Annotated in this window: 25 protein-coding genes, 1 other RNA gene and 1 pseudogene; 11 read left to right on the top strand and 16 right to left on the bottom strand. The window is 69.7% G+C overall.

What is annotated here, in order from left to right; translation table 11 throughout:
* Positions 1-7: 7 nt before the first annotated feature.
* From RAMLITH_RS03745 to trxA, 10 genes and pseudogenes are all read right to left on the bottom strand, one after another.
* Positions 8-1,507 carry a cyclic nucleotide-binding domain-containing protein gene (locus RAMLITH_RS03745; protein ID WP_168105960.1) on the bottom strand — a complete coding sequence of 500 codons (1,500 nt, stop codon included), beginning with the start codon at positions 1,505-1,507 and terminating at the stop codon, positions 8-10.
* Positions 1,504-3,006, bottom strand: coding sequence for a polyphosphate:AMP phosphotransferase (gene pap, locus RAMLITH_RS03740; RefSeq protein WP_168105959.1), 1,503 nt, complete (start codon positions 3,004-3,006; stop codon positions 1,504-1,506). The genes RAMLITH_RS03745 and pap overlap by 4 nt, the downstream gene beginning before the upstream one ends.
* Positions 3,007-3,104: 98 nt before the next feature.
* A complete protein-coding gene (locus RAMLITH_RS03735; RefSeq protein WP_168105304.1) occupies positions 3,105-3,464 on the bottom strand; it encodes a hypothetical protein in 360 nt (119 codons plus the stop codon).
* An 83-nt stretch (positions 3,465-3,547) separates the two neighbouring features.
* A pseudogene (locus RAMLITH_RS25655) lies at positions 3,548-3,718 on the bottom strand (exopolyphosphatase); the annotation flags it as partial.
* 45 nt (positions 3,719-3,763) lie between these two features.
* Positions 3,764-5,110 carry an MATE family efflux transporter gene (locus RAMLITH_RS03725; protein WP_168105958.1) on the bottom strand — a complete coding sequence of 449 codons (1,347 nt, stop codon included), beginning with the start codon at positions 5,108-5,110 and terminating at the stop codon, positions 3,764-3,766.
* Positions 5,107-6,786 (bottom strand): hypothetical protein, encoded by a 1,680-nt coding sequence (locus RAMLITH_RS03720; RefSeq protein WP_168105957.1) that lies wholly within the window; start codon positions 6,784-6,786, stop codon positions 5,107-5,109. The genes RAMLITH_RS03725 and RAMLITH_RS03720 overlap by 4 nt, the downstream gene beginning before the upstream one ends.
* Positions 6,787-6,947: 161 nt before the next feature.
* Complete coding sequence (locus RAMLITH_RS03715) at positions 6,948-7,871, bottom strand: ketopantoate reductase family protein (protein ID WP_168105956.1); 924 nt, start codon at positions 7,869-7,871, stop codon at positions 6,948-6,950.
* A gap of 147 nt (positions 7,872-8,018) precedes the next feature.
* Positions 8,019-8,279, bottom strand: a complete 261-nt coding sequence (locus tag RAMLITH_RS03710; protein WP_168105955.1) for a type B 50S ribosomal protein L31 — start codon at positions 8,277-8,279, stop codon at positions 8,019-8,021.
* Positions 8,280-8,372: 93 nt separating this feature from the next.
* A complete protein-coding gene (gene rho / locus RAMLITH_RS03705) occupies positions 8,373-9,638 on the bottom strand; it encodes a transcription termination factor Rho (protein ID WP_168105954.1) in 1,266 nt (421 codons plus the stop codon).
* Positions 9,639-9,825: 187 nt separating this feature from the next.
* The gene (gene trxA, locus RAMLITH_RS03700; protein WP_168105953.1) at positions 9,826-10,158 is read right to left on the bottom strand and encodes a thioredoxin TrxA; all 333 of its coding nucleotides are present in this window, start codon (positions 10,156-10,158) and stop codon (positions 9,826-9,828) included.
* A gap of 169 nt (positions 10,159-10,327) precedes the next feature.
* On the opposite strand from trxA, the gene RAMLITH_RS03695 reads away from it, so the two are divergent.
* The gene (locus tag RAMLITH_RS03695; protein WP_238343989.1) at positions 10,328-11,554 is read left to right on the top strand and encodes a TIGR03862 family flavoprotein; all 1,227 of its coding nucleotides are present in this window, start codon (positions 10,328-10,330) and stop codon (positions 11,552-11,554) included.
* Here RAMLITH_RS03695 and RAMLITH_RS03690 read toward each other — a convergent pair.
* From RAMLITH_RS03690 to ffs, 3 genes are all read right to left on the bottom strand, one after another.
* The gene (locus RAMLITH_RS03690; protein ID WP_168105951.1) at positions 11,536-12,159 is read right to left on the bottom strand and encodes a hypothetical protein; all 624 of its coding nucleotides are present in this window, start codon (positions 12,157-12,159) and stop codon (positions 11,536-11,538) included. The genes RAMLITH_RS03695 and RAMLITH_RS03690 overlap by 19 nt on opposite strands.
* 497 nt (positions 12,160-12,656) lie before the next feature.
* The gene (locus RAMLITH_RS03685) at positions 12,657-13,091 is read right to left on the bottom strand and encodes a hypothetical protein (protein ID WP_168105950.1); all 435 of its coding nucleotides are present in this window, start codon (positions 13,089-13,091) and stop codon (positions 12,657-12,659) included.
* Between the two features lie 326 nt (positions 13,092-13,417).
* An RNA gene (gene ffs / locus RAMLITH_RS03680) (signal recognition particle sRNA small type) lies at positions 13,418-13,514 on the bottom strand.
* 75 nt (positions 13,515-13,589) lie between these two features.
* Here ffs and dnaX point away from each other — a divergent pair.
* From dnaX to RAMLITH_RS03645, 7 genes are all read left to right on the top strand, one after another.
* Positions 13,590-15,383: a DNA polymerase III subunit gamma/tau gene (gene dnaX, locus RAMLITH_RS03675; RefSeq protein WP_168105949.1), complete on the top strand. Its 1,794-nt coding sequence runs from the start codon at positions 13,590-13,592 to the stop codon at positions 15,381-15,383.
* 46 nt (positions 15,384-15,429) lie between these two features.
* Positions 15,430-15,762, top strand: a complete 333-nt coding sequence (locus tag RAMLITH_RS03670) for a YbaB/EbfC family nucleoid-associated protein (protein ID WP_168105948.1) — start codon at positions 15,430-15,432, stop codon at positions 15,760-15,762.
* Positions 15,759-16,346: a recombination mediator RecR gene (gene recR / locus RAMLITH_RS03665; protein ID WP_181017741.1), complete on the top strand. Its 588-nt coding sequence runs from the start codon at positions 15,759-15,761 to the stop codon at positions 16,344-16,346. The genes RAMLITH_RS03670 and recR overlap by 4 nt, the downstream gene beginning before the upstream one ends.
* A gap of 32 nt (positions 16,347-16,378) precedes the next feature.
* A complete protein-coding gene (locus RAMLITH_RS03660; protein WP_168106445.1) occupies positions 16,379-16,792 on the top strand; it encodes an MAPEG family protein in 414 nt (137 codons plus the stop codon).
* A gap of 122 nt (positions 16,793-16,914) precedes the next feature.
* Positions 16,915-17,961 (top strand): ABC transporter substrate-binding protein, encoded by a 1,047-nt coding sequence (locus RAMLITH_RS03655; protein ID WP_168105947.1) that lies wholly within the window; start codon positions 16,915-16,917, stop codon positions 17,959-17,961.
* An 86-nt stretch (positions 17,962-18,047) separates the two neighbouring features.
* Entirely contained in the window at positions 18,048-18,878 is an 831-nt protein-coding gene (locus RAMLITH_RS03650; RefSeq protein WP_168105946.1) for an ABC transporter ATP-binding protein, read from the top strand.
* Positions 18,878-19,717, top strand: coding sequence for an ABC transporter permease (locus RAMLITH_RS03645; RefSeq protein WP_168105945.1), 840 nt, complete (start codon positions 18,878-18,880; stop codon positions 19,715-19,717). Before RAMLITH_RS03650 ends, RAMLITH_RS03645 begins: the two co-directional genes overlap by 1 nt.
* A 50-nt stretch (positions 19,718-19,767) precedes the next feature.
* Here the strand turns inward: RAMLITH_RS03645 and RAMLITH_RS03640 are convergent, their stop codons facing one another.
* From RAMLITH_RS03640 to gloB, 3 genes are all read right to left on the bottom strand, one after another.
* The gene (locus RAMLITH_RS03640) at positions 19,768-20,340 is read right to left on the bottom strand and encodes a YXWGXW repeat-containing protein (protein WP_168105944.1); all 573 of its coding nucleotides are present in this window, start codon (positions 20,338-20,340) and stop codon (positions 19,768-19,770) included.
* Positions 20,341-20,466: 126 nt separating this feature from the next.
* Complete coding sequence (locus tag RAMLITH_RS03635) at positions 20,467-21,990, bottom strand: transglycosylase SLT domain-containing protein (RefSeq protein ID WP_168105943.1); 1,524 nt, start codon at positions 21,988-21,990, stop codon at positions 20,467-20,469.
* Complete coding sequence (gene gloB / locus RAMLITH_RS03630; RefSeq protein ID WP_168105942.1) at positions 21,987-22,760, bottom strand: hydroxyacylglutathione hydrolase; 774 nt, start codon at positions 22,758-22,760, stop codon at positions 21,987-21,989. Before gloB ends, RAMLITH_RS03635 begins: the two co-directional genes overlap by 4 nt.
* Here gloB and RAMLITH_RS03625 point away from each other — a divergent pair.
* The 3 genes from RAMLITH_RS03625 (at position 22,759) to RAMLITH_RS03615 (ending at position 25,489) form a co-directional block, all read left to right on the top strand.
* Positions 22,759-23,547, top strand: coding sequence for a class I SAM-dependent methyltransferase (locus RAMLITH_RS03625; RefSeq protein ID WP_238343988.1), 789 nt, complete (start codon positions 22,759-22,761; stop codon positions 23,545-23,547). The genes gloB and RAMLITH_RS03625 overlap by 2 nt on opposite strands.
* Positions 23,544-24,005 carry a ribonuclease HI gene (gene rnhA, locus RAMLITH_RS03620; protein WP_168105941.1) on the top strand — a complete coding sequence of 154 codons (462 nt, stop codon included), beginning with the start codon at positions 23,544-23,546 and terminating at the stop codon, positions 24,003-24,005. Before RAMLITH_RS03625 ends, rnhA begins: the two co-directional genes overlap by 4 nt.
* A gap of 146 nt (positions 24,006-24,151) precedes the next feature.
* Positions 24,152-25,489: an efflux RND transporter periplasmic adaptor subunit gene (locus RAMLITH_RS03615; protein ID WP_168105940.1), complete on the top strand. Its 1,338-nt coding sequence runs from the start codon at positions 24,152-24,154 to the stop codon at positions 25,487-25,489.
* Positions 25,490-25,495: the final 6 nt, after the last annotated feature.

Here is a 25,495-nt window from a genome sequence, read left to right as displayed (position 1 = left end):
GCGGCCCTCAGCCCGCGATCGAAAAGAAGCGGAGGATCCGCGCCAGCAGGTCGCCGTGCGGTGGCGGCGGCGCGCCGGCCTGCGTGAGGCGCTGCGCGGTCGAGGCGTTGCGCGCCTCCGCGATGGCGGACACTTCGCGGGCGATTTCAGGACGCTGCTGGAGCACCTGGCCGAAGCCGTCCTTGTCGAGGCGGTAGCAGTCGACCGGCGTCAGCGCCACCACCGTGGCACGGCGGGGCTCGCCGGTGAGCATGCCCATCTCGCCGAAGACGTCGCCGTCGCGCAGCGTCGTGACCTGCACCGTGCCGCCTGGGCCGTCGACCTGCACCTTCGCCTCGCCGCGGATGATCAGGTACAGCCAGTGCGCCACCGCGCCCTGGCGCGTCATCAGGTCGCCGGCGGCGAAGGGCGCGTGCACCAGGTGCGAGGCGAGCGCCTCCTGCTCGGCGGCCGGCAGGCGGGCGAACAGCTCGGTGCCGCGGATGGCGGCGACCCGCCGGTCGAACTCGCGCCTCGCTGCCGCGGCACGCCAGTTCTCGTTGTCCTTGATCGTCAGGCGCTCCTCGGTCGGCAGCCCCTGGGCAACGCCGGCGCGCTCCAGCGCCGCCAGCGCGTGGATGCGCACCGCGGAGTCGGTGGGATCGTCGAACTGAGGATCGCCCAGCCAGTAGCGCAGCGTGTAGCGGCAATAGCCGGATCCCACTTCCGCGAGAATCGCGGACGGCCGGGGGTTCATCAGGACGTGCGGGATGTCCGCGTCCAGCACGGCGTGTTCCAGGGCCGCGGTGACCATCCCGGGCTCGGCCTGGGGGTCGATGTTGAAGTGGATGGCGCGCCGCCATGCCAGCGGGACGTTGCCGTTCGCGCGGATCACCGCGAAGCGGTTCTTCATCAGCCAGCTGTTGGGGACGATGACCAGTTCCCGGCTGCGCGTCTCGATGGCCGTGTAGCGCCAGCGCACGTCGACGACGCGGCCGCTCATGTCGTCCAGCCGCACCCAGTCGCCCACGCGCAGCGAGCTGTCCAGCTGGAGCGCTACGCCACCCAGCACGTTGCCCAGCGTGTCCTGCATCGAGAATGCGACGACCGCCGTGATGATCGCGGAGGTGGTGAACAGCTGCGAGGGATCGACGCCGGACAGGCGCAGCCACAGCAGGCACCAGGCGACGGACAGCCCGGTCACGGTGAGGTCCTGGGCGATGCGGGGCAGGGCGAGGTGCACCGCCGGCAGCAGGCCGCGGAAGACCAGCATGCCGGCCACCTGGATCGCCGCCAGTCCACCCAGCATCAGCGCGGCACCTCGAGCGGCCTGCCCGAGCGCCGCGTCCGGCGCCAATGCCACCAGCGCGTGCGCGCCGAAGGCCAGGGCCAGCAGCACCCAGGCTACGCGCAGGGACCGGTGTTCGGCGGGCCGCGCCAGGCGGAAGGCGAGCGTTGCCGCCGCCGCAGCCAGCAGCATCCAGAACAGTTCCTGGTGACGGCCGCCGGCAAGCTGCGACGGGTTCACTTGCGGCCCTGGTGCGCTCCGTTGCCGATCGTCACCTCGATCCGCTCGCACAGGTGGCGCAGCACCTCGATGCGCGAGAACAGCTTGTCGTCGGAGCCGACGATGTGCCAGGGCGCCACGTCGCTCGACGTGCGGTCCACCATGTCGCCGACCGCCCGTTCGTAGAGCGGCCATTTCTTGCGGTTGCGCCAGTCCTCGTCGGTGATCTTGAAGTGCTTGTGCGGCGTGGCCTTGCGCTCCTCGAACCGGCGCAGCTGCTCGTCGGGCGTGATCGCCATCCAGAACTTCACGACGATGGCGCCGGCCCGCGCCAGCTGCTCCTCGAACGAATTGATCTCATCGTAGCCGCGCATCCAGTCGGCCTCGCTGCAGAACTTCTCGACCCGCTCGACCAGCACCCGGCCGTACCAGGACCGGTCGAAGATGGCGGTGTGGCCCAGTCGCGGCACGTGGCGCCAGAAGCGCCACAGGTATGGCTGCGCCCGTTCCTCGTCGGTCGGTGCGGCGACCGGCACGACCCGGTAATGGCGCGCGTCCAGCGCCTGCGTCACCCGGCGGATGGTGCTGCCCTTGCCGCCGGCGTCCATGCCCTCGAACACGACCACCAGGGAATGCCGCGCCAGCCGCGGATCGCGGCTCAGGTTGGCGAGCCGGGCCTGCAGCGACTCGAGCTCGTTCTCGTACTTCTTGCGCGGCAGGGCCCGCGTGTAGTCGAAGGACGCCAGCAGTGTCTTGCCGTCGATTGCCGCCGGCGGAACGGCCACCGCCGCCGCGTCCGCCTTCGGTGCCTCGCCGACGGCTGCCTGCAGGGCATGCAGGAGGTGCTGGCCCGCGGTGAGCGAGCGATAGGCGGGATCGGCACCTTCGACCACGAGCCACGGCGCCTCGCCGGTGCTGGTCTTGCGCAGCGCGTGCTCGCACACGGTGATGAACTCGTCGTAGTGCTTGAAGCGCTCCCAGTCGTCCTTCGTCACGCGCCAGGCGTTCTTCGGATCGCGCTCCAGCATCCTGAAGCGGTCGCGCGCGGCCGGCTTGGACAGGTGGAACCAGAACTTCACCAGCACTGTGCCTTCGGCCACCAGCATCCGCTCGAACTGGCGGATCTCCTCGAGCCGCTGGCCGAAGCGGGCCTTCTTCTCCTGGCCCATGACGTGGGCGAGGATCGGATCCGTGTACCAGGAGCCGAACAGGATGCCGATGCGGCCCTTCGCCGGCAGCACCTGCCAGAAGCGGAACATCTCGGGCCGCTGCCGCTCGTCCTCGCTCCAGGGGCCGAAGGCTTCGGTGCGGATGTGGCGCGGGTCCATCCACTCGTTGAACAGGTTGACGGTTTCGCCCTTGCCGGCGCCGTCCACGCCGTTGACGAGGATCACCAGCGGCCGCTTCGCCTGCGCCAGCAGCGCGTATTGCGCGTCGAGCAGCGCCGCGCGCAGTTCCGGCTCGCGCTGCTTGTAGTCCTTCCTGTCGATGCGATGGCCGATCTCGGCGGATTCGAACATGGCCTTCCCCTCGCGGCAACCCGACCGCTCCGATTAGGCGCCGCGCTTCCCGAGCCCATGTTTGACTCGCGTCAAACTCTCCGGCGCCCGCGCGAGCGTCACACGAGCGCCAGCGGCGAGGCTGTCTTCTGCCAGGCCGCCGCTTCCTCGCGCAGCAGGTGGGCCGACTGCGGGTAGCTGCGCAGCCACCCGGCCTGCAGCGCGAGCGCGAAACCGCGGTCGCAGCGGCGCAGGCGCACGCCGCGCAGGTCGGCGTTGCGCCGCGCGTGGCACAGGATCAAGGCCAGCCGCAGGCACAGCAGCTGGCGCGCGAGCGCGGCATCGGCCGGCTCCGGCTCGAGCGCGCGCAGCTTGCTCCGGTGCCCCAGCACCAGCAGCCCGAGCCGGTGCAACTCGGGCTGGCCAAAGCCCAGGACGTCGGCGTTCTCGAGGCCCCTCCCGCCGCGCCCGCTGCGCATCGCGCGCGGCGCACAGGCGCTGGCGCAGCCATGCAAGGCCCGTCGCGCGTGATCATCCCCGGCGGCCGCCCGGCGGCCGCGAGCTGCATCGCCTCCGGCGTGAGGTTGCGCGCCTCGTCCAGGCCGCCGCCCTGCCGCACGGTTTCCTTGAGATAGTCGGTGCGGTGGAGCTGCGCATGCTCGTGCCGCCCGATTTCGAGGCGGAAGCTGTTCGAGCCGAGGTCCACGGCCGCCAGGAGAACGCCGTCCTGCATCGTCGTTTCAGCATAGCAAACGGGCCGCCGTTTGCCGCCGCGCTTTCAGCGCGCAGGCCGCCAGCCGCGCACCGCCCGCCAGAGGATCAGCGGCAGCACCGTGGCGAGGAGGGCCAGCGCCAGCGAACTGGCGGCCCAGAACGACGACGGGGCGTGTTGCGCCGCCACCGGCCCGGCGCCACGGTAGGCGAGGACATAGCCGCCCGCAAGGCCCACGCCCCACAGCAGCACGCAATAGGCCACCAGGGGCGCCACGGCCACCCGATAGCAGCGCAGCACGAACACGCACAGTGCCTGGGTGGCATCGCCGAGGTGGTAGGCGGCCAGCCACGCGAGCAGCCCGGCCGCCAGTGCCACCACTTCCGGGTTGGCCGAGTAGAGGCCGGCGATCTGCCAGCGGCCGAGCGCGACGACCGCGCTGGAGCCGAGCGCCAGGGCCAGGCCCAGCTTGAAGCCGGTGCGGATCGCCAGGCGCGCGCGTTTCGGGTTCCCGGCGCCGAGCCAGTAGCTCACGCGAGCGCTGGTGGCGATCGCGATCGACAAGGGCGTCATGTACAGGACCGCGGCGAGGTTCGCCGCCACCTGGTGGGCGGCCGTGGCCAGCACGCCCTGGCGGGCGATGAACAGCGCCATCAGCGTGAACGACGTGACCTCCACCAGCACCGCCAGGCCGCCGGGGACGCCGAGCCGGGCGAAGTGGCCGATCGCCGCCCAGTCGGGCCGCTCGATCCGGCGCCAGATCGCGTACGGGTGGTACATCGGACTGATGCGCAGCAGCCAGATGGCGCTGGCCAGCAGGAGGTAGTTGACGGCGACCGTCGCCCAGGCGCAGCCCACGGCGCCCATCGCCGGCAGGCCGAGCCCGCCGAAGACGAACCAGATCGTCAGCGGCACCTTGACGACCAGCGACAGCGCCTGCAGCCACGTGACCAGCAGCGGCTTGCCCAGGCTCTGGTTGAGCGTACTGAACATGCGAAACAGCAGGGCCGGCGGCAGGGCCAGCGTGAGCACGGCCAGGTAGTTGCCGACGTCCTGCTGCAGCGCCTGCGGCACCTGTGTCCACCGCAGGATCGGCCCAGGGAACAGCAACGCCGTACCGCCGGCCACCATGCCCATGCCGGCGAGGTAGAGGGCCTGCCGCACCGACCGCCCCACCTCAGCGTGCCGGCTGCCGCCGTGCAGCTCCGCCCAGGTCGGCAGCAACGCCTGCAACATGCCCATCATCGCGACGAACACGCTGATGTACACGGCCGAACCGACCGACAGCGCGGCCAGGGCTTCCTCGGAGTAGCGTCCGGCAACCAGGGTATCGGCGACCCCGAACGCCATCACCGCGAGCTGGCCCACCAGCAGCGTTCCCGCGTGCCGGGCGATCGTCCCGAGTTCGCTCACCGGCCGGCTGCCTTCCGGTACAGCAGCAGATCTTCGGCCGCATCCACCGGCCGCCGCACCCTGGCGGCCAACTCCCAGCCGCGCATGTCGAGCGCCACCGGCGCGGCCGCCGCGGCCTGCAGCGCGACGAGCAGCCAGGGACAGGCGGCGTCGGGACTGGCGAGCCGGACCTCCAGGTCGCCGTGGAAGCGCATCGCAGCGACCTGCGCCCGGCTGAGGCCGAACGCGGCAACGCAGCCGGGCCGGTCGACGTGCCGCATGACCCCCGCAACCACCGTGCGGTAACTGCGCGCGTAATCGAGCACCGGCAGCCACAGCGTCATCAGCAGCAGCCAGCACAGCGCCGCGCCACCGGCTGGCAGCACCACGCTCTTCCAGATCACCAGGCGATGCCGCCGCGTGCGCCAGCGCACCAGCCAGGCCCAGGCGATGGTCGCCGCGAGCGCCGCCGCGAAAGCCGGCAGGCCGAAGCTCGGCTCGAACCCCGGAGCGAGCTTGGCCACGTTGGCGGCCGGCTTGGCCGGAACACCGGTCTGCATGGCGACCCACACCACCCAGATCACGAGCGCACACCCGCTGAAGAAGAGCAGCGTGAACCAGTCGATCAGCGCGCTGGCGCTGCGGCTGAAGGTCGGGAGCGCGAAGGCTCCCAGGGCGGCCAGTGCCGGCAGCGCGAGCAGCAGCGAGCGGTCGGAGGACGGCGTCAGCAGCGTGGCAGCCAGCGCGACCGCGGCAAACCACAGCGGCAGGGCGACGTGCCGGCTCGCCAACTGGCGCCGCCAGCGCCACAGCGTCCACAGCGCGAGCGGCCAGGCCGGCCACGTGAACCACACCAGCAGCCGCGCGAGCGACTGCCAGTCGCGTCCTGCGCCGATCCGCCACCGCCACAGGTCCAGCCCGGTGGCGAGCGCGGCCGCCAGCGCCAGGGCGGCAGCGAGCAGCACCGCCTGCGGCAGGCGTCCCACGCCCCGATCGCGATCGCGGTCGCGCTCCAGCGCCACCAGACCCAGCCCGCCCGCCGCGAACAGGACGGCCATGCCGGCGGCGCCGCTGAGGGCCAGGCCGGCGAGGCCGACGAACAGGCACACCGCCGCTACCCATCGCCGCCAGGGCAGTGCAGCCATGCCGAGGAATGACAGGGCGGTGAACGCCAGTTGGGCCAGCGCGGGTGTGGTTTCGTGCGACAGCTGCGCAAGCCCCAGCGATGCGATCAGGGCCAGCAGCCCGCCGTCGGCGAGCGCCCGGGCGTAGTCCGGCGGACTCGCCTCGCCGCCGAAGGCGAATGGCACCGGCTGCGCTTGCGGACTGCGCGCGAGCCAGTACACGCCGTACCAGGTGGCGGCGAGGGCGAGGGCCAGCAGCAAGGCAAACGGCAGCCGGACGGCGAAGTCGGGCGCGATCCAGGCGGGTGCGAATCGAATGGCCCAGGCGCCCAGCCAGTACGGCAGCAGCGCGTCGAACTCGGGCGCCTGGCCGGCGAGCGTCGGCGCCAGCCAGGACGCGCCACCGCGGGCGAGCTCGAGCATGTGGCCGAACGCGGCAATGTCGGCGTTCTTCCACGGGTCGCGCCCGATGAAGCCCGGCACCACATAGGCGACGCAGAAGAGCAGGAGGGCGGCGCGTGGCAGCCGGCGCACGGCGTCCTGGGCAACGATGGCAGGGATCGGCTGGTTCAAGCGGATGAGTTTGTCACAAAGCCGCGGCGCGACCGGTCGAGGCGTGGGCGCGCGGGTTCACCGGATGCGGTACTTCTCCACCGCCGCGGAATCCCCCCCGAGGCCCGTCGCCGGACGATCAGGGATCGGCCAGCCGCCGTCGACGGCGGACGAGCGCTGCATCATGGCGTGCCTCCCTCCGCGTGCAGGGCCAGGATGTCGGCGATCGCCCGGTTGAGCGGCGTCGGAACGCCCTTGGCCGCGCCGAGTTCCACCACGCCGCCTGCGAGCCAGCGCACCTCGAGCCGGTTGCCGCGCTGCAGGTCGTGATGCATCGACGAGGTCATGTCGGGCGAGACGTCGTCCGCCAGCTGCAGCCGTACCTGCGCATAGTCCTCGGGCAGGGCCACGCCATGGGCGCGTCCGACGGCCACCACTTCGCGCATCACGTCGAGCAGGAAGGCGCGGGTCTGCGGATCGGAGCGGATCGGCCCGATGGGTTTGCGGATGGTGGTGGTCGTGCCGGACAGGCCGACCAGGAATACGTACTTCTGCCAGATCTCGCGCAGGATCGCGGTGGACAGTTCGGCCTTGATCCCGCCGGCAAGGCATGCGGCCAGCAGGGCCTCGCCGCGCGCAGAGCGCGAGCCGTCGAACTCGCCGAACAGCAGCCGTTGCATGGGGCCGGTCTGGGCGATCACGCCCGGGGCGGCGATGGTCGTCGCGACATAGCCGACGCCACCCATCAACTGCTGCGCCGGAAACGCGGATCGCAGGTACTGGTCCTTCAGGACGCCGTTCTGGAACGAGATCACGGTGGTCTGCGGACCGACCAGCGGCCGGATCTGGTCGATCGCCGCTTCGGTGTCCCACAGCTTGACGCACAGCATCACGACGTCGGCGCCGTCGATCTCGCGCGGATCGGCAGTGACGTTGAGCCCGGTGACGTGCAGCGGCTCGGGTCCCTCGATGCGCAGGCCGTTCCGGCGCATCGCCTCGAGGTGCTGCCCGCGCGCGATGAAGTGGACGTCGGCCGCGCCCCCCCGGACCAGCCTGGCGCCGAAGAAGCCGCCCAGCCCGCCGGAACCCATGATCGCGATGCGCATCGTGCCCGTCTCCCTTGTCCTGGAGGGCGGGAGTTTGGCACAGGCGGCCGGGCCCGGCACTGCGCGCGAGCGAAAGCCGGCGGGGATGGCGCCGAAAAAACAAAACGCGCCCCGAAAGGCGCGTCTGGAGTCCCGGGATCGGCAGGCTTACTTGGCCGCGGCCTTGTTGCCGAACTTCTTCAGGAACTTGTCCACCCGGCCGCCCATGTCCGTGACGGACTTCTGGGTGCCCGTGTAGAACGGGTGCGATTCGCTCGAGGTGTCGAGCTTGTAGAGCGGCAGTTCCCGGCCGTCGTCGGTCTTGCCGGTTTCGCGCGTCTGCACGCAGGAACGCGTGACGAACTTGAAGCCGTTGGACAGGTCCACGAAGAGCACTTCGCGGTAGTTGGGGTGGATGCCTTCTTTCATGGTGTTCCTTCAGGTGCGGCAGCCGCGCCAGGACATCTGGCGTACTTTCCGGAGAGCCCTCAATTATATCCGGAAGCCGGCGGCAGCTCCCAGTCAACCGCCCCGGCGCATCATGTCGAAGAACTCCACGTTGGTCTTCGTGGCCTTCATCGACTTCAGGACCATCTCCATCGCCTCGATCTCGTCCATGTTGTACATGAACTGGCGCAGGATGCGGGTCTTCTGCAGGATCTCGGGGGCCAGCAGCAGTTCCTCGCGGCGCGTGCCGGACCGATTGAGCTGGATCGACGGGAACACGCGCTTCTCGTACAGGCGCCGGTCCAGGTGGATTTCACTGTTGCCGGTGCCCTTGAATTCCTCGAAGATCACTTCGTCCATCCGGCTGCCGGTGTCGATCAGCGCCGTGGCGATGATGGTCAGCGAACCGCCTTCCTCGACGTTGCGCGCGGCGCCCAGGAAGCGCTTGGGACGCTGCAGGGCGTTGGCGTCGACGCCGCCCGTGAGCACCTTGCCGGAAGAGGGAACGACGTTGTTGTAGGCGCGGGCCAGGCGGGTGATCGAATCCAGCAGGATCACCACGTCCTTCTTCAGCTCCACGAGGCGCTTGGCGCGCTCGATCACCATCTCGGCCACGTGCACGTGGCGGGCCGCGGGCTCATCGAAGGTGGAGGCGATCACCTCGCCCTTGACCGAGCGCTGCATCTCGGTCACTTCCTCGGGCCGCTCGTCCACCAGCAGCACCATCATGTAGCTGTCGGGGTAGTTGGCAGCGATGGCGTGGGCCATGTGCTGCATCATCACGGTCTTGCCGCTCTTGGGCGGGGCGACCAGCAGCGCGCGCTGGCCCTTGCCGATCGGCGCGATGATGTCGATGATGCGGCCGGTGATGTTCTCCTCGCCCTTGAAGCCGTCGCGTTCGAGCTTCATCTGCTCCTTCGGGAACAGCGGGGTGAGGTTCTCGAACATCACCTTGTGCTTGTTCTGCTCCGGCGGCCCCCCGTTCACCTTGTCCAGCTTCGTCAGCGCGAAGTAGCGCTCGCCGTCCTTGGGCGTGCGCACTTCGCCTTCGATCATGTCGCCGGTGTGCAGGTTGAAGCGGCGCACCTGGCTGGGCGAGATGTAGATGTCGTCGGTGCTGGCCGTGTAGCTCGTGTCGGGGCTGCGCAGGAAGCCGAAGCCGTCGGGCAGGATCTCCAGCACGCCGTCCGCGAAGACCTGCTCGCCGGCGCGGGCGCGCTTCTTGATGATCGCGAACATCAGCTCCTGCTTGCGCATCCGGCCGGTGTTCTCGATTTCAAGCTCCTCGGCTTGCCTGAGGACTTCCGACACGTGGAGTGCCTTGAGTTCGTTGAGATGCATGGCTGAAACCCTGCGGAGGTAGACCCCTTGCGGAGCTCTTGTGGTCGGACTGGGGGAGGTTTGCTGCGGGACGAGTGCCCCGCACCGGGAATTTCGGACTGTGCCGCCGGGAGCCGGCGGATCAGCGAACGAAGGGATTATGACAGGAAAAAGCCGCGCTGTGGCCCGGCGGCGCGGGCCGACGGCATCAGCCCAGTTGCTGGTCGATGAAGGCCGTGAGCTGCGCCTTGCTCATGGCGCCGACCTTGGTCGCGGCGAGCTGTCCGTCCTTGAACAGCATCAGCGTCGGGATGCCGCGGATGCCGTACTTCGCCGGGACCTGCTGGTTCTCGTCGACGTTCATCTTGGCGATCTGCAGCTTGTCCTGGTACGCGGCCGAGACTTCGTCCAGGATCGGCGCGATCATCTTGCACGGGCCGCACCATTCGGCCCAGTAGTCCACCAGCACCGGCTTGCCGGATTTGATGACGTCGGCTTCGAAGCTCGCGTCGGTAACGTGCTTGATCAGGTCGCTGGCCATGTGTGTTCCTTTGGTCTGCTGTTGGCGGCACCGCGCGGCGGTGTTGCCGAAAATTGTGACAGAAACGCGGAGGCCGCGCGCTGGAACGGGGACAATCCAGCCTCCCATGCCCGCTTCCCCTGCGTTATCGACAGAGCCGTCTCCTGCCCCGCGTTCGAAAGGTGCCCGCATGACCTTCGCAATCATCGGCGCGGGCCCCGCCGGCCTGATGGCGGCCGAAGTGCTGTCCGCGGCGGGCCAGACCGTGCATGTCTACGACGGCATGCCTTCCGCCGGGCGCAAGTTCCTGCTGGCCGGGCGGGGCGGGCTGAACCTCACGCACTCGGAGGACTTCGAGTCGTTCGTCTCGCGCTACGGCGAGCGCCGCGAGGCCGTGGCGCGCTGGCTGCAGGCCTTCGGGCCGCAGGCCGTGCGCGAATGGGCGCAAGGGCTCGGCATAGCCACCTTCGTCGGCACGTCCGGGCGCGTCTTTCCGCAGGAGATGAAGGCCGCGCCGCTGCTGCGGGCCTGGCTGCACCGGCTGCGGGCGCAGGGCGTGCAGTTCCACATGCGGCATCGCTTCGCCGGCTGGACGGAGGCGGGCGGATTGCGCCTGCACACGCCGGCCGGCGAGCAGGTCGCATCGGCCGGCGCGGTCGTGCTGGCACTCGGCGGGGCGAGCTGGAGCCGCCTCGGATCGGACGGCGCCTGGGTACCGCTGCTGGCGCAGCGCGGCGTGGCGATCGCCGAACTGCTGCCGGCCAACTGCGGCTTCGACGTGCGTGGCGGCTGGTCCGCCTATTTCTGCTCGCGCTTTGCCGGCCAGCCCTTCAAGTCGGTGGCGATCACCGCCGGCGACTTCCATCGCCTGGGCGAATTCGTCGCGACCGCGACCGGCGTGGAAGGCAGCCTGATCTATGCGGCATCGGCCATCCTGCGCGACGAGATCCGCCTGCGCGGCAGCGCGCGGTTCGAGATCGACCTGCTGCCCGGCCGCAGCCGCGAGCACGTCCTGCGCGAGGTGGCGCATCCGCGCGGCTCGCGGTCGCTCGCGAGCCATCTCAAGAGCCGGCTTGGGCTGGAGGGCATCAAGCTTGCGTTGCTGCACGAGGTGCTGCCGCGCGACGCGCTGCACGATCCGGTTCGGCTGGCGTTGGCCATCAAGGCGGTGCCGCTGGTCGTCGCCGCCGCGCGTCCCATCGACGAGGCGATCAGCACGGCCGGTGGCGTGCGGCTGGAGTCGCTCGACGGGCGGCTGATGCTGCGCGCGCTGCCGGGCGTCTTCTGCGCTGGCGAAATGCTGGACTGGGAAGCGCCGACCGGCGGCTACCTGCTGACGGCGTGCCTGGCCAGCGGCCGCGTGGCGGGGCTCGGCGCGCTCGAGTTCCTGCGCCCGAGTCAGAACTTGGCGCGGTAGTAGAACATCGGGCCGCCGTGGCGGCGCTTCACCGTGATGCGGGCGCCGCTTTCCAGCTGCAGGCCGAGGAAGCCGCGGTCGGCGACCAGCCGCCGGCTGGGCAATGACTTGATCTGCATCTCGAATCGCGCACCGTAGGCTGCCTGCCGCTCATGAGCGAGCATCGCCGCATCCGGCGGCGTCATCCGCCGCCATGCCGTGACGTCGATGCGGTACTGGGTGTCGAGCGTGTAGCGCCAGTGCAGGCCGAGATCGACGGCCGGCGCGGCGCCGCTGCCGGGAAGCCGCAGGCCGGCGCCCTCCTTGCTGGTGAGCCCGAGCGCCAGGCCCAGGTTGGGCCGCCGCGGCGGCAGCCAGATCATGTCCAGGCGCGACGAGTGCGATGCACCGTCCAGGTTCTCGAAGAGGGGCAGGGACGTGGCGGCCATTTCGATGCGGCCGCGCGCGCCGGCCGGTGCGGCGTCGACAAGGTCGGTCGGCACCGCCGGCACCTCCTGCGCCGACGCACCGGTGGCGATCCACAGTCCGAGCAGCGCCGCCCCCAAGGCCGGCCACGGCGCCGCGAGGTCCGGCGACTGCACTCTGCACCCAGCAAGTACCTCCATGGCACACCTCCCGACGCGATGAAACCAAGTTTCAGCGCACAGCTTGGGGAAGTTTGTCGGACGCGGCCGAGCCTGGAGGTCAGCGGGCGCGACATTGCGCGGCGGGCTGCTCGTTTCGATGCCGCGCGGAGCGCGGACGAACTCGCCGGGACAGTGCTGCGGCGGTGCGGTGCGCAACCTGAGCAGCGGTCTGCTCTGCCTTCAGTCGCAAGCGAAGAGTACTTCGCTTGTGGGACTGCCCCTCGTGATGTCTTCCTTGGTACGAAGCGCCCTGAACTTCTTGCCCATCTTGAGGCAATGAGCTTCGGCATCCTTCGCCGCCGTTGCCGTCACGTGCGTCATTTGCGTGTGACCTTGACGCGTCAATGTGAACGTCCCGTCAGCTCTGGCAACGGGTTCAGCCGACATTGGTCCGGAGGTGGCACAACCCGCAACCCAGACTGCCGTCGCGAGCGCTGTTCCAATCACGTGAAGTCTTGTCATGACGCCTGTACCCGTCAGTCGCACCGATAGAGGAGTTCGCTCTGGGGCACGTAACCCGCTCTCGTAGGAAGTTCCCTGGACCGGATTTCCTTGAATTTCTTCCCCATCTTCAGGCAATGAGCCTGGGCGTCCTGAGTTGCCATTGCCGTCAACTGGGATGGCTGGGCGTAGTAGCTTTCGCCCTTGCGCGTTATCGTGAAAGCACCATCGGGTCCGGCGACCGGGCTGGTTGAAAGAGGGCTGGTTGGGGGTGCAGTGCATCCAACCAGTCCTGCGAAGACCGTCAGCGCGACCAGCGTCGTGCAGCTCATTTTCAGCCCCGGGCCCGTTACGAGAAATCGTTTCTTCATCGCAATCTCCTGGTGTGAGCCTTTCATGGCCCGCCTCAAGCCGCTGGCGGGATCGGGCTTGCCATGCCCACAAGCCCGTTTCTCTTCGCGGTCAGCCATGCGGCAACGGCTGACGAGCGAGACAGTAGTACGGGCCGAGGTCCGTGCGGGGGCGACGAATTGACGTCAATCAGACTTCGGGGAATTGCCCCGCAGGGTAAACCCGCGGGCGACGCGGCTGCCACGAACAGGGACTTCCGGGCGGGGTGATCGATCGGCAGGACCACCTTCAGGTAGCAGGTGGCGACGCGGCGGAAAAGACCCGGTACGGATGCCATCGGTTACCCCGATGCGCACCCGAGGTGACAGGGCAGGTGACACGAATCGCGTTGGAATCGAGGGCGCTTGCGCCAAGTCCTCTACTCCGAACGGATCCATCGAAGAGGGTTGACGAGCCTTACCCCCGGCACTGGCTCCACAGTTAGGGCTGCTTGGTTCCCCACCTGACCCGGTTGGCTGCTTCACCATGCGGGGAGGCCCGCCAGACGCCATTGTAGTGGGGCGCGAGCGCCGTCGTCGGGCGCGGGTGAAAAAGCCCCACCTCGTAGAATCGCGCGGATGTCCTACCTCGTGCTCGCCCGCAAGTACCGGCCGAAGACCTTCGCTGAAATGGTCGGCCAGGAGCACGTGGTGCGCGCGCTCGGCAACGCGCTGACGCAGCAGCGGCTGCACCACGCGTACCTGTTCACCGGCACCCGCGGCGTCGGCAAGACGACCGTCTCGCGCATCCTGGCGAAATCCCTCAATTGCCAGGGACCGGACGGGCAGGGCGGCATCACGGCCACGCCGTGCGGCGTGTGCGAGGCGTGCCGCGACATCGACTCGGGCCGCTTCGTCGACTACGTGGAACTCGACGCCGCTTCCAATCGCGGCGTCGACGAGGTGCAGGCGCTGCTGGAGCAGGCGGTGTACAAGCCGGTACAGGGCCGCTTCAAGGTGTTCATGATCGACGAGGTGCACATGCTCACCGGGCATGCGTTCAACGCGATGCTCAAGACGCTGGAGGAGCCCCCGGAATACCTCAAGTTCGTGCTGGCCACGACCGACCCCCAGAAGGTGCCGGTCACGGTGCTGTCCCGGTGCCTGCAGTTCAACCTGCGGCCGATGGCGCCGGAGACGGTGCAGGAACACCTGGTGCAGGTGCTGCGCGCCGAGGGCGTGCCGGCGAGCGAGCCGGCGCTGCGCCTGCTCGCGCGTGCCGCGCGCGGCTCGATGCGCGACGCGCTGTCGCTGACCGACCAGGCGATCGCATTCGGCGACGGCGCGCTGGAGGAATCCGCCGTCCGCCAGATGCTGGGCAGCGCCGACCTCGGGCATGTCCTGCGCCTGATCGAGGCGCTGGCGCGCGGCGACGGCCGCGGGGTGGTCGAGATCGCCGACACCTTGCGCACGCACGCCCTGAATGCGGCGGCCACCCTCGAGGAAATGTGCTCGGTGCTGCAGCGGATGGCGGTGATCCAGGCGGTGCCGGAGGCGGCCGCCGCCGGCGATTCCGATGCGGCCGCGATCGCGCGGCTGGCGAGCCTCATGCCCGCCGACGAGACGCAGCTGCTGTACGGCCTGTGCCTGCACGGGCGTGCCGAACTGGGTCTGGCCCCCGACGAATACTCCGCCCTGACGATGGTGCTGCTGCGCCTGCTCGCGTTCCAGGCGCCGCGCACCGGCGCCGTGGCGGGCGCGGCGGAAAAAAAAACTCTGAATGACGTGGCGGCCGTGGCGGCGCCGCCTGTGCGCGAGCAGCCCGCGGCGGCGTCCACCCGCGCCCCCGAATCGATTCGCGGCACGGCGCCCCCCGGGCGCGTGCTGCCGGTGGTCGAGTCGCGCGCCGAGCGGCTGCCGCCGCGGCCGGCGGCAGCACCGCCTGCGGACGCCCAGCCGGCCGGCGAAGTGGTCGGTGTTCCCGTGCACGTGGCGCCCGAGTCGCCGCGCGACGCGGCGGTCGCGGTGTCGCACGTGGTGCCCACGGAGGACGGCGACTTCTGGCAGGCCACCGTCGCCGACCTGGTGGCGCGCGAGGCGGTGACGGCCCTCGTGCGCGAACTGGCGCTGCAGTCGCAGCTGGTCGCGCGGGACGAGGGCCACTGGATGCTGCGGGTCGAGCGCGAGTCCCTGAACCAGCCCGGCAGCCGCGAGCGGCTGCGGCAGGCGCTGCACGGTGCCGGCCATGCGGTGAACATCAGCGTCGAGGTGGGGCCGGTGACGGACAGCCCGGCCCGGCGGACCGCGGCGGCGCAGGCGCTCAGGCAGCGCGCCGCGGAGGAAGTCATCTGCAACGACCCGTTCGTGCAGGCGATGATGCGCGACTTCGGCGCGAGAATCGTGCCGGGCAGCATCAAGCCGGTCTCACACTAAACCCAGGGTCGCGCCGCAGGCGCGGCCGCAAACACAAGGATCGATCATGTTCAACAAGGGACAACTCGCCGGCCTGATGAAGCAGGCCCAGGCCATGCAGGACAACCTGAAGAAGGCGCAGGAGGAGCTGGCGCACATCGAAGTGACGGGCGAGTCCGGCGCCGGCCTGGTGAAGGTCACCATGACCTGCAAGCACGACGTCAAGCGGGTCGCGATCGACCCCAGCCTGCTGGCGGACGACAAGGACATGCTGGAGGACCTCGTGGCCGCCGCCTTCAACGCCGCCGTGCGCAAGGCGGAGGAAACGTCCCAGGAAAAGCTGGGCAAGCTCACCGCCGGCATGCCGGGGCTGCCCGGCGGGATGAAATTCCCCTTTTGAACGCCAACGCACTCAACGCACTGATCGAGGCGCTGCGCCGGCTGCCCGGCGTGGGCGTGAAGTCGGCGTCGCGCATGGCGTTCCACCTGCTCCAGCACGACCGCCAGGGCGCGCAGTTGCTGGCGCAGGCGCTGCAGCAGGCCGCCACCCAGGTGCGGCATTGCAGCCTGTGCCACACGTTCACGGAGGACGAGGTCTGCGCGACCTGCCGCGACCCGCAGCGTGACCGCTCCAAGCTGTGCGTGGTGGAGACTCCGGCCGACCAGGCCGCGGTCGAGCGCACCGCCGCGTTCAAGGGCCTCTACTTCGTGCTGATGGGCAAGCTCAGCCCGCTCGACGGCATCGGGCCGAAGGACATCGGGCTTTCCAAGTTGTTCGACCGGGCCACCGACGGCGTGGTGCAGGAGGTGATCCTCGCCACCAACTTCACGGCCGAAGGCGAAGCCACGGCGCACGTGATCGCCGAGGCGCTGAAGGCGCGCGGACTCAAGGTCACGCGCCTGGCGCGCGGCGTGCCCGCCGGCAGCGAGCTCGAGTACGTCGACCTCGGCACCATCGCGCACGCCCTGGTGGATCGCCGCTGAAGGCGGCGCAGAAAGGAAGACCGGACATGACGATGCAGATGGCTCGCTTCACGATCGCCTACTGGTGCGTGCTGCTGGCGGCAGTGCTGCCTTACGTTTGCGCGACGCTCGCGAAGTCGGGCGGGTTCGGCAAGCCGCGCTCCCAGGGCGGTTACGACAACAACGACCCTCGGGGCTGGCTCGCGCGCCAGACCGACTGGCACGCCCGCGCCAACGCGGCGCAGGCCAACAGCTTCGAGGCGCTGCCGTTCTTCATCGGCGCCGTCATCATCGCGCACCAGCTCGGCGCGCCCCAGACCGCGCTGGACATCCTCGCCGTGCTGTTCGTCACGCTGCGCATCATCTACATCGCGATGTACGTCGCGGGCCTGCCAGCGATGCGCTCCGCGGTCTGGACGGCCGCGCTGGTCGCCAACGTCGCCATCCTTTTTCTCGGCTATCGCTGACGTGCGAGCCTGGCCGCGCGGCCTGCACTTTCACCTTACGTGAAAACCCTCAGGGGATGTTCCCGATGCGTGGCCGGGGGCGTCCCCGTACCCTCGATCCCAAAACGGGGCCTCACCACATCATGAATCGCATCGTCCTGAACCGCAGAACATTCGCCTCTGCCGCCGCGCTGGCGGTGGCCGGTGTCGCCGCGCCGAGCGTGCTCGCGCAGGGCAAGCCGGAAAAGAGCAAGGTCGCCATCGCCGTTGGCGGCAAGGCGGCTTTCTACTACCTGCCGCTGACGATCGCGGAACAGCTGGGCTACTTCAAGGCCGAAGGCCTGGACGTGGAGATCTCCGACTTCGCCGGCGGCGCGAAGGCGCTGCAGGCACTCATCGGGGGCTCGGCCGACGTCGTGAGCGGTGCTTACGAGCACACGATCAACATGCAGTCGAAGAACCAGTTCATCCAGTCGATCGTGCTGATGGGCCGGGCGCCGCAGATCTCGGTGGGCGTGTCGACCAAGACCGTGCCCAACTACAAGACCCTGGCCGACCTGCGCGGCAAGAAGATCGGCGTGTCCGCCCCCGGATCGTCGACCAACATGGTCGCGAACCTGCTGCTTTCGCGCGCCGGCGTCAAGGCCAACGAGGTGAGCTACGTCGGGGTCGGCACGTCGGCCGGCGCCCTGTCGGCGCTGCGCTCGGGCCAGATCGATGCGATGAGCAACACCGATCCCGTGATGACGATGCTCGAGCAGAAGGGCGAGGTGAAGATCGTCAGCGACACGCGCACGCTCAAGGGGACGCAGGACGTCTTCGGCGGCCCGATGCCGGCCGCGTGCTTCTACACCCACGTTGATTTCGTCCAGAAGAACCCCAACACCTGCCAGGCCCTGGCCAATGCCATCGTCCACAGCCTGAAGTGGCTGCAGACGGCCGGCCCGAGCGACATCATCAAGACGGTGCCCGAGGGATATCTCCTGGGGGACCGCGCGCTGTACCTGGCCTCGTTCAACAAGGTTCGCGAGGCCATCGCCACCGACGGCGTCCTGCCCGACGAAGGGGCGCGCACGGCGCTGCGCGCGCTGGCCAGCTTCGACCCGGCGATCAAGCCGGAGAAGATCAACCTGGCCAAGACCTACACCAACGAGTTCGCCCGCCGCGCGAAGGAGAAGTTCAAGGCGTGACCCGGGCGCGCCGGCCGCGGCCGTGCGCATGAAGTCCCGCGTGTTCGCGCGCGTGGCCGGCCCGGCGTGGCCAGGAACAACACACCATGTCCGACTTCGCGCTCGAACTCGAGGACATCACTGTCACCTTCACCTCGGCGCACGCGCCGGGACAGCGGTACAACGCCGTCGCGGACACCACCTTGCGCATCCGGGCGGGCGAGTTCGTCTCGGTCGTCGGTCCCACCGGCTGCGGCAAGTCCACGCTGCTCAACATCGCTGCCGGCCTGTTGCAGCCGTCGGCGGGTGCCGTCACGGTGTTCGGCCAGCCGCTCGCGGGAGTCAACCGTCGCGCCGGCTACATGTTCCAGTCCGATGCGCTGATGCCCTGGCGCAGCGCGATCGCCAACGTGATGGTGGGCCTGCAATACCGCGGCGTGCCGGACGACGCGGCCCGCGCGCAGGCGCAGGCCTGGCTGGAGCGCGTGGGGTTGGCCGGGTTCGGCGACCGCTATCCGCACCAGCTGTCCGGCGGCATGCGCAAGCGCACGGCACTGGCGCAGGTGCTGGCGCTCGATCCGGACATCATCCTCATGGACGAGCCGTTCAGCGCGCTCGACGTGCAGACGCGGCAGCTGATGGAAAACGAGGTCCTCGAGCTCTGGGCGGCCGGCGGGGGCCAACGGGCACGCAAGGCGGTGCTGTTCATCACGCACGACCTCGACGAGGCGATCGCGATGAGCGACCGCGTGGTCGTGCTCTCGGCGGGCCCGGCGACCCGGCCGATCGGCGAATTCGAGATCGACCTGCCGCGCCCGCGCGACGTCGCCGAGGTGCGCGCGCACCCTCGCTTTATCGAGCTGCATTCGCAGGTCTGGGCGGTGCTGCGCGACGAAGTCCTCAAGGGCTACGCCCAGCAGCTGAAAAAGGCGGCCTGATGTTCTCCGCATTCAGGCCTTCCGGGCGGAACCTGCGCGCATGGCAGCTCGGCGTGCTGGTCGTGTTCATGCTGCTGTGGCATGCGATCTCGCGCAACGATCAGTACGCATTCTTCCTGGGCGAGCCGGTCAAGGTGGCGGGTCGCATCTGGTCCTGGTTCCTGCCGTGGGAGGTGGCGCCCAACGCGCTGTTCCCGGACGGCCTGCCGGGTCGCGCGGACGTCTACGTGCACCTGGGCGTCACGCTGCTGGAGACCCTGCTCGCGTTCGTGATCGGTACGCTGCTGGGGCTGGTGTTCGGGCTGTGGCTGGCGCTCGCGCCGACGGCCAGCGCGATCCTCGACCCCTACATCAAGGCGGCCAACTCGATGCCGCGCGTGATCCTGGCGCCGATCTTCGCGCTGTGGTTCGGGCTGGGCATCTGGAGCAAGGTGGCGCTGGCCGTGACGCTGGTGTTCTTCATCGTGTTCTTCAACGTCTACCAGGGCGTCAAGGAAGTCAGCCCGGTGGTCCTGGCCAACGCGCGGATGCTCGGCGCGAGCGGCAGGCAGCTGCTGCGCACGGTGTACCTGCCGAGCGCGACCAGCTGGGTGTTCTCGAGCCTGCACACCTCGGTTGGCCTGGCCTTCGTCGGCGCCGTGGTCGGCGAGTACCTCGGGTCGGCGCGCGGCGTGGGCTACCTGATCCTGCAGGCCGAGGGCACATTCGACGTCAACACCGTCTTCGCCGGAATCGCGGTGCTGACGGCGTTCGCGCTGGGCCTGGACGGCATGGTCGGCCGCATCGAGAAGCGGCTGATGAAGTGGCAGCCGCGCCAGGGCGAGACCGAGAAACTCTGAGGCGAAGAAAAGCCCGGCACGCCGGGCTGTTTCGCGAGGGGGGCGCGGGATCAGTCGCGGTCGGGATCGTTCGGGTAGCGGTCGCGGCCATTGCGCACGCCGTCGCCGTCCCGGTCGCGGTCGTCCTGGTTGGCGATGCCGTCGCGGTCGATGTCGCCATACGGGCCGAAGCGATGGGCACGGCGGTCGGCGCGGGCGTACTGGTCGCGATTGGGGCGGTCGTCGCGGGCGTTCGGAATCCCGTCGCCGTCCTTGTCGCGGTCGTAGCGGTTGGCGATGCCGTCGCGGTCACGGTCGCCGTACGGCCCGCGCCTTTCCCAGGTATTGCCCACCAGCACCCAGTCCCCGTTGGCGCGCTGCACCCAGCGCGGCTCGCGGTAGTCGTAACCGGCGCGGTCCTCCAGCCAGTGGCCGCGCACCCACACGTACTGGTTGCCGCGCCACTCATAGTGGCCGGGCGCCCAGACGTAGCCGCGGCGCGGCTCAGGCACCGCCTCGGCGATGGGCGGCGGGGGGGCCGTCGTCGCGACGATGGCGGTGTACTGTGCGTTCGCCGCCGTCGGCACCAGGCTGATCAGCGAACCGGCGGCCACGACGGCGCCGAGCAGGGTCTTCTTGAACATGGTCGAACTCCTTTTCGAAGTGATGCGACCACTTTGCGCCGCCGTGGAGCCCGACAGGATCGGCGGCGGGAGCGATTTCCCGTGGGAGTGCTCCTGCGCGACCGTAGGAAGGCGCGCCGCGCCGGCTCAACGGGCGCGTTTGGACCTGGCGGGGCGCCGCTGGGGCGCCGCCTTGCCCTTGCGGCCCTTGGCCGTCGAGGCCTTGTGGACCATGCGGCCCGGCACGCGCGCGGCCGAGCGCACCGGGAGGTACACGACCACCCGCTGCCCGGGCTTGAACGCCGCCGAGGCCCCGACATCGTTCCAGTCGGCAACCTGGGCCGCGTTCAGGCGGTAGCGGCGGGCGATGCTCTGCACGGTGTCGCGCTTGCCGGCCTTGACCGTCGTGCGGCGCGTGACCTGCTCCGGGGCGAGGTTCAGCTGCCCGTTGTCGGCGATGTGGTCCGCCACGTCGCGATTCATCTTGGCGCCGCGCGGCACGATCAGCACCGAGCCGGCCTTGATCAGCATGCGCGGCGGGATCGTGTTCACGGACCGCAGGTCGCTTTCGCTCATGCCGACGCGGCGGGCGGCCTCCGCGACCGACATGGTCGACGGCGCGCTCCAGGCGGTCCAGCTCGCGAACTGGCCGGCGTCGTGCGCTTCGAAGTTGCGCCTGAACACGGTGGCGTTGTCCCATGGCAGCAGGATCTGCGGCGTCCCGTTCGCCAGAATCACCGGACGCTTCATCGAAGGGTTCAGCGCCTTGAAGTCTTCCACCGAGACGTCGGCAAGGCGCGCCACCAGTTCCACGTCCATGTCGCGCGTGAGCGTGACGGTCTGGAAGTATGGGTGGTTTCCGATCACCGGCAGTTCCGCGCGGAAGCTGTCCGGATTGGCGATGATGTTCTTCACCGCCTGCAGCTTGGGCACGTAGTTGCGCGTCTCGGCCGGCATGCTGAGGTCGGTGTACGACGTGCCCAGGCCTGTCTTCTGGTTGCGCGCGATGGCGCGGCCGACGCTGCCTTCGCCCCAGTTGTACGCGGCGAGCGCCAGGTGCCAGTCGCCGAACATGTTGTGCAGTCTGGTCAGGTAGTCGAGCGCCGCGCGGGTCGACGCGAGCACGTCGCGCCGGTCGTCGCGGAACACATTCTGTTTCAGCTCGAAGTCGCGGCCGGTGGCCGGCATGAACTGCCACATGCCGGCGGCGCGCGCGCTGGAGACGGCCTGCGGATTGAACGCGCTCTCGATGAAGGGCAGCAGCGCCAGTTCGGTCGGCATGTTGCGGCGCTCGAGTTCCTCGACGATGTGGAACAGGTACTTGCTTGAGCGCTCGGTCATGCGCTGCATGTAGTCCGGCCGCGTCGCGTACCACTGTTCGTGCTGGCGCACCAGGTCGCTCTGCAGGTCGGGCATCGCGAAGCCGCGCCGGATGCGCTCCCACAGGTCGGCCGGCGGCTGCAGCAGCGTCACGCCTTGCGAGGAAATGTCCGCCGGCGCGATCGGCGTCAGCGGGCCGGTCGGGATGACGGCGGCCGCGGACGCAGCCGGCTTGGCCTGGGGCGCCGGTGCGGCTGCGGCGGCGGGCGTCTCGAACGAGGGGGCGGGCGGCGTGGCGCAGGCGGCGAGCCAGAGCGAGGTGGACAGGACCGCAGCGTGGAGCAGCTTCATTTGAATTGGTTCTTCCAGTTCCGGAGGGTGGCAAACACAGCCACTTCGTCCGGCGGTGTGGCGGCATCGTGCGCGCGGGCGCCCTGCACCACGCCCGGAAGGCGCGTGCGCAGGAACGGATTGATCTGCTTTTCCCTGCCGATCGACGTTGGCAGGGTGGGCAGGTCGCGGGCGCGCAGTTCTTCGCAGCGCTGCTGGTAATTGATCAGTTCGGCATTGCCGGGTTCCACGGCCAGTGCGAACTTCAGGTTCGAAAGCGTGTATTCGTGCGTACAGCACACCTGTGTGGCGCCGGGCAACGCGGCGAGCTTGTCCAGCGAAGCCAGCATCTGGGCCGGCGTACCTTCGAACAGGCGCCCGCACCCGCCCGAGAACAGGGTGTCGCCGCAGAACAGCAAGGGACGGCCATCGACCTCGGGGCAGTAATACGCCACGTGGCCGGCAGTGTGCCCCGGCACGTCCAGCACCTGGAAAGCGAGGCCGAGGGCTTGCACCACGTCGCCTTGCGCGACCCGCGTGAGCGGCTCGGGGATGCGTTCGCGGGCGGGTCCGTACACAGCGGCGCCGGTGGCGTCGCGCAGTGCGTCGAGGCCGCCGATGTGGTCCGGATGGTGGTGCGTGACTAGAATCGCTTCCAGTTGCAGTCGGTCACGCTGCAAGCAGGCGAGTACGGGCTGCGCGTCGCCCGGGTCCACCACGAGGGCCCGGCGCCCGTCGTGCAGCAACCACAGGTAATTGTCTTGGAAAGCCGGCAGCGGTATCAGCTTCATGAGCGAGCAGATTATAGGAATGCGGCAGTGGTTTGAAACGCCGCCCGGCCGTTACCTGCTGGCATGGGAGCGGGCGGAGTTCGACCGCGCCGTCGGCGACATTTTTGGCTTCCATGCGCTGCAGCTCGGGCTCCCGGAGCTCGACGCGCTGCGCGCCAACCGCATGCCGCATCGCTGGCTGGCGCTGCGCGAGGCGGTGCCCGCCGACGGCAATCCGGTCCGTCCCGCCATGTACTGCGACTTCGCGAACCTGCCGTTCGAGGAGAACAGCATCGACCTCGTGGTGCTGCCGCATTCGCTCGAACTCAACACCGATCCGCATGCGACACTGCGCGAAGTCGAGCGCGTGCTGGTGCCGGAAGGCAAGGTCGTGATCTGCTGCCTGAATCCGGCGAGCCTGTGGGGCCTGCGCCAGCGGCGCGCGCACCTGTACCGGCGGCTCGGCTTCGGCGAGCTGTTCCTGCCGGACGCGGGGGACTTCATCGGCTACTGGCGGCTGCGCGACTGGCTGCGGCTCCTGAGCTTCGAGGTGGAGTCGGGCAGTTTCGGCTGCTATCGGCCGGCGTTCAAGACCGACCAGTGGCTGGAACGATCGGACTGGATCGACGCCGTCGGCGAGCGCTGGTGGCCGATCTTCGGCGCCGTGTACTTCCTCGTGGCGGTGAAGCGGGTGCGCGGGATGAAGCTGATCGGGCTGCCGTGGAAGAAATCGAGGAAGCGGGCCACGGCGGTGGCGGTGGCCAACCGGGAGCCCGCGTACCAGGAATACCAGGAAGAGCATTTGTGACGGGTGTGCATATCTATACCGACGGCGCCTGCAAGGGCAATCCGGGGCCCGGTGGCTGGGGCGTGCTGCTGAAGTCAGGCCCCACCGAGAAGGAGTTGTACGGCGGCGAGCCGCTCACGACCAACAACCGCATGGAACTGATGGCAGTGATCCGCGCGCTCGAGGCGCTCAAGCGGCCCTGCGCCGTCACGCTGCACGTCGACAGCCAGTACGTGCTCAAGGGAATGACGGAGTGGCTTCCGGGCTGGAAGGCCAAGGGCTGGCGCACGGCCAGCAAGCAGCCGGTCAAGAACCAGGAGCTGTGGCAGGAACTGGACCAGCTCGTGAACGGCAGCGGCCATGCGATCGAATGGCGCTGGGTGCGCGGCCACAACGGCGACCCCGGCAACGAGCGGGCGGACGAACTCGCCAACCGCGGCGTCGAGGTGGCGCTCGGCCGGCGCGCGGCGCCCGTGTAAAGCGGCGGTAAAAGCGCCGCGGGCGGCTGTCGCGACGCGCGGGCCTAGGGCCGTTGCGAATGCAGGGCCCCGCGCCTGCTGATACATTGATGCGTTGACCTGGGGGCGGTCCCCGGCATGACCTTCAGGACGGACTCCCGGTTCTCATGGCATCGAAAGCAATCTACAGCGTCGTCGCCGTCGTCGGCATTGCCGCCGCCTCGGGCGCGGCCTGGTGGTACCAGCGCCAGCCGGCGAAACCCGTGGCCCAGGGGACGGGCGCGGCCGCGCCGGCCGCCGCGGGTGCCGCCCGCCTGCCGGCGGTGGAAGTGGCCCGCGTTGAGCTGATGACGCTCGCCGACGAGGCCCAGGCCGTCGGCAGCCTGCGGTCGCGCCAGAGCGTGGTGCTGCGGCCGGAGGTCAGCGGGCGCGTCACGCAGCTCAATTTCCGCGACGGCGACCGGGTGCGGCGCGGCCAGCTGCTGGTGCAGCTGGACGACCAGTTGCCGCTCGCGCAGGTGCAGCAGGCGCAGGCGGAGCTCTCGATCGCCGAGGCCAACCACAAGCGCAACCAGGAGCTGGTGGCGCAGAACTTCATCAGCCGCCGCTCGGTCGACGAGAGCGCGGCCAACCTGCAGGTGGCGCAGGCCAAGCTGGCGCTGGCGCGCGCGACGGCCGCGCGGCTGCGCATCACCGCCCCGTTCGACGGCATCGCCGGCATCCGCAACACCAGCGTGGGCGACTACCTGAAGGACGGCACCGACATTGTCAACATCGAGGACATCGACGCGATGTACGTCGACTTCCGCCTGCCCGAGCGGCTGCAGGGCAAGCTGCGCAAGGGCCAGTCCGCGCTGGTGGACCTCGACGCGCTGCCGGGGCAGCGCTTCACGGCGGTGGTGCAGGCGATCGACCCCCTGGTTGACGCGAACGGCCGTTCCGTCGGCGTGCGCGGCTGCATCGACAACCGGCGGCTGCTGCTGCGGCCCGGCATGTTCGCGCGGGTCACCGCCGTCTTCGGCGAGCGCGAGCAGGCGCGCGTGATCCCCGAGGAAGCGGTGGTGCCGCAGGCCGGCCGCCAGTTCGTGATCAAGCTGGTCGACGGCCCGGACCGCGACACGAAGATCGCGCAGCGGGTGCCGGTGAAGGTCGGGATCCGGCGCCCGGGGCGGGTGGAAATCGTCGAGGGCCTGGAGGCGGGCGACGTGGTGGTGACGGCCGGCCAGCAGCGCGTGCAGAAGGATGGCATGCCGGTGCGCGTGCTCGATCTGGGTCGGTCCGGCGCGGCGGCGCCGCAGGCCGGTGCGGCCCCCGATGGCGGCGGTCCGTCGCCCAACGGTGCGGCGATGGGCGGCGCCCCGTCCGGTGCGGCAGCAGGAGCGACGGCTGCTGCCGCGCTCCCCGAACGCCTGGCCGCCCCGGCGCGCGCCGGCGGTCCCAATCCCTGCGGCGCGACGACGGCCCAGGCGGCCGAACGCGCGCGCGGCGGCAACAGCGCGCGCTAGCGCACG

This window comes from Ramlibacter lithotrophicus, assembly GCF_012184415.1.
GTDB lineage: Bacteria > Pseudomonadota > Gammaproteobacteria > Burkholderiales > Burkholderiaceae_C > Ramlibacter > Ramlibacter lithotrophicus.
Note: the sequence above shows the minus strand (reverse complement) of the source record. Positions and strands in the feature narration are given on the sequence as shown.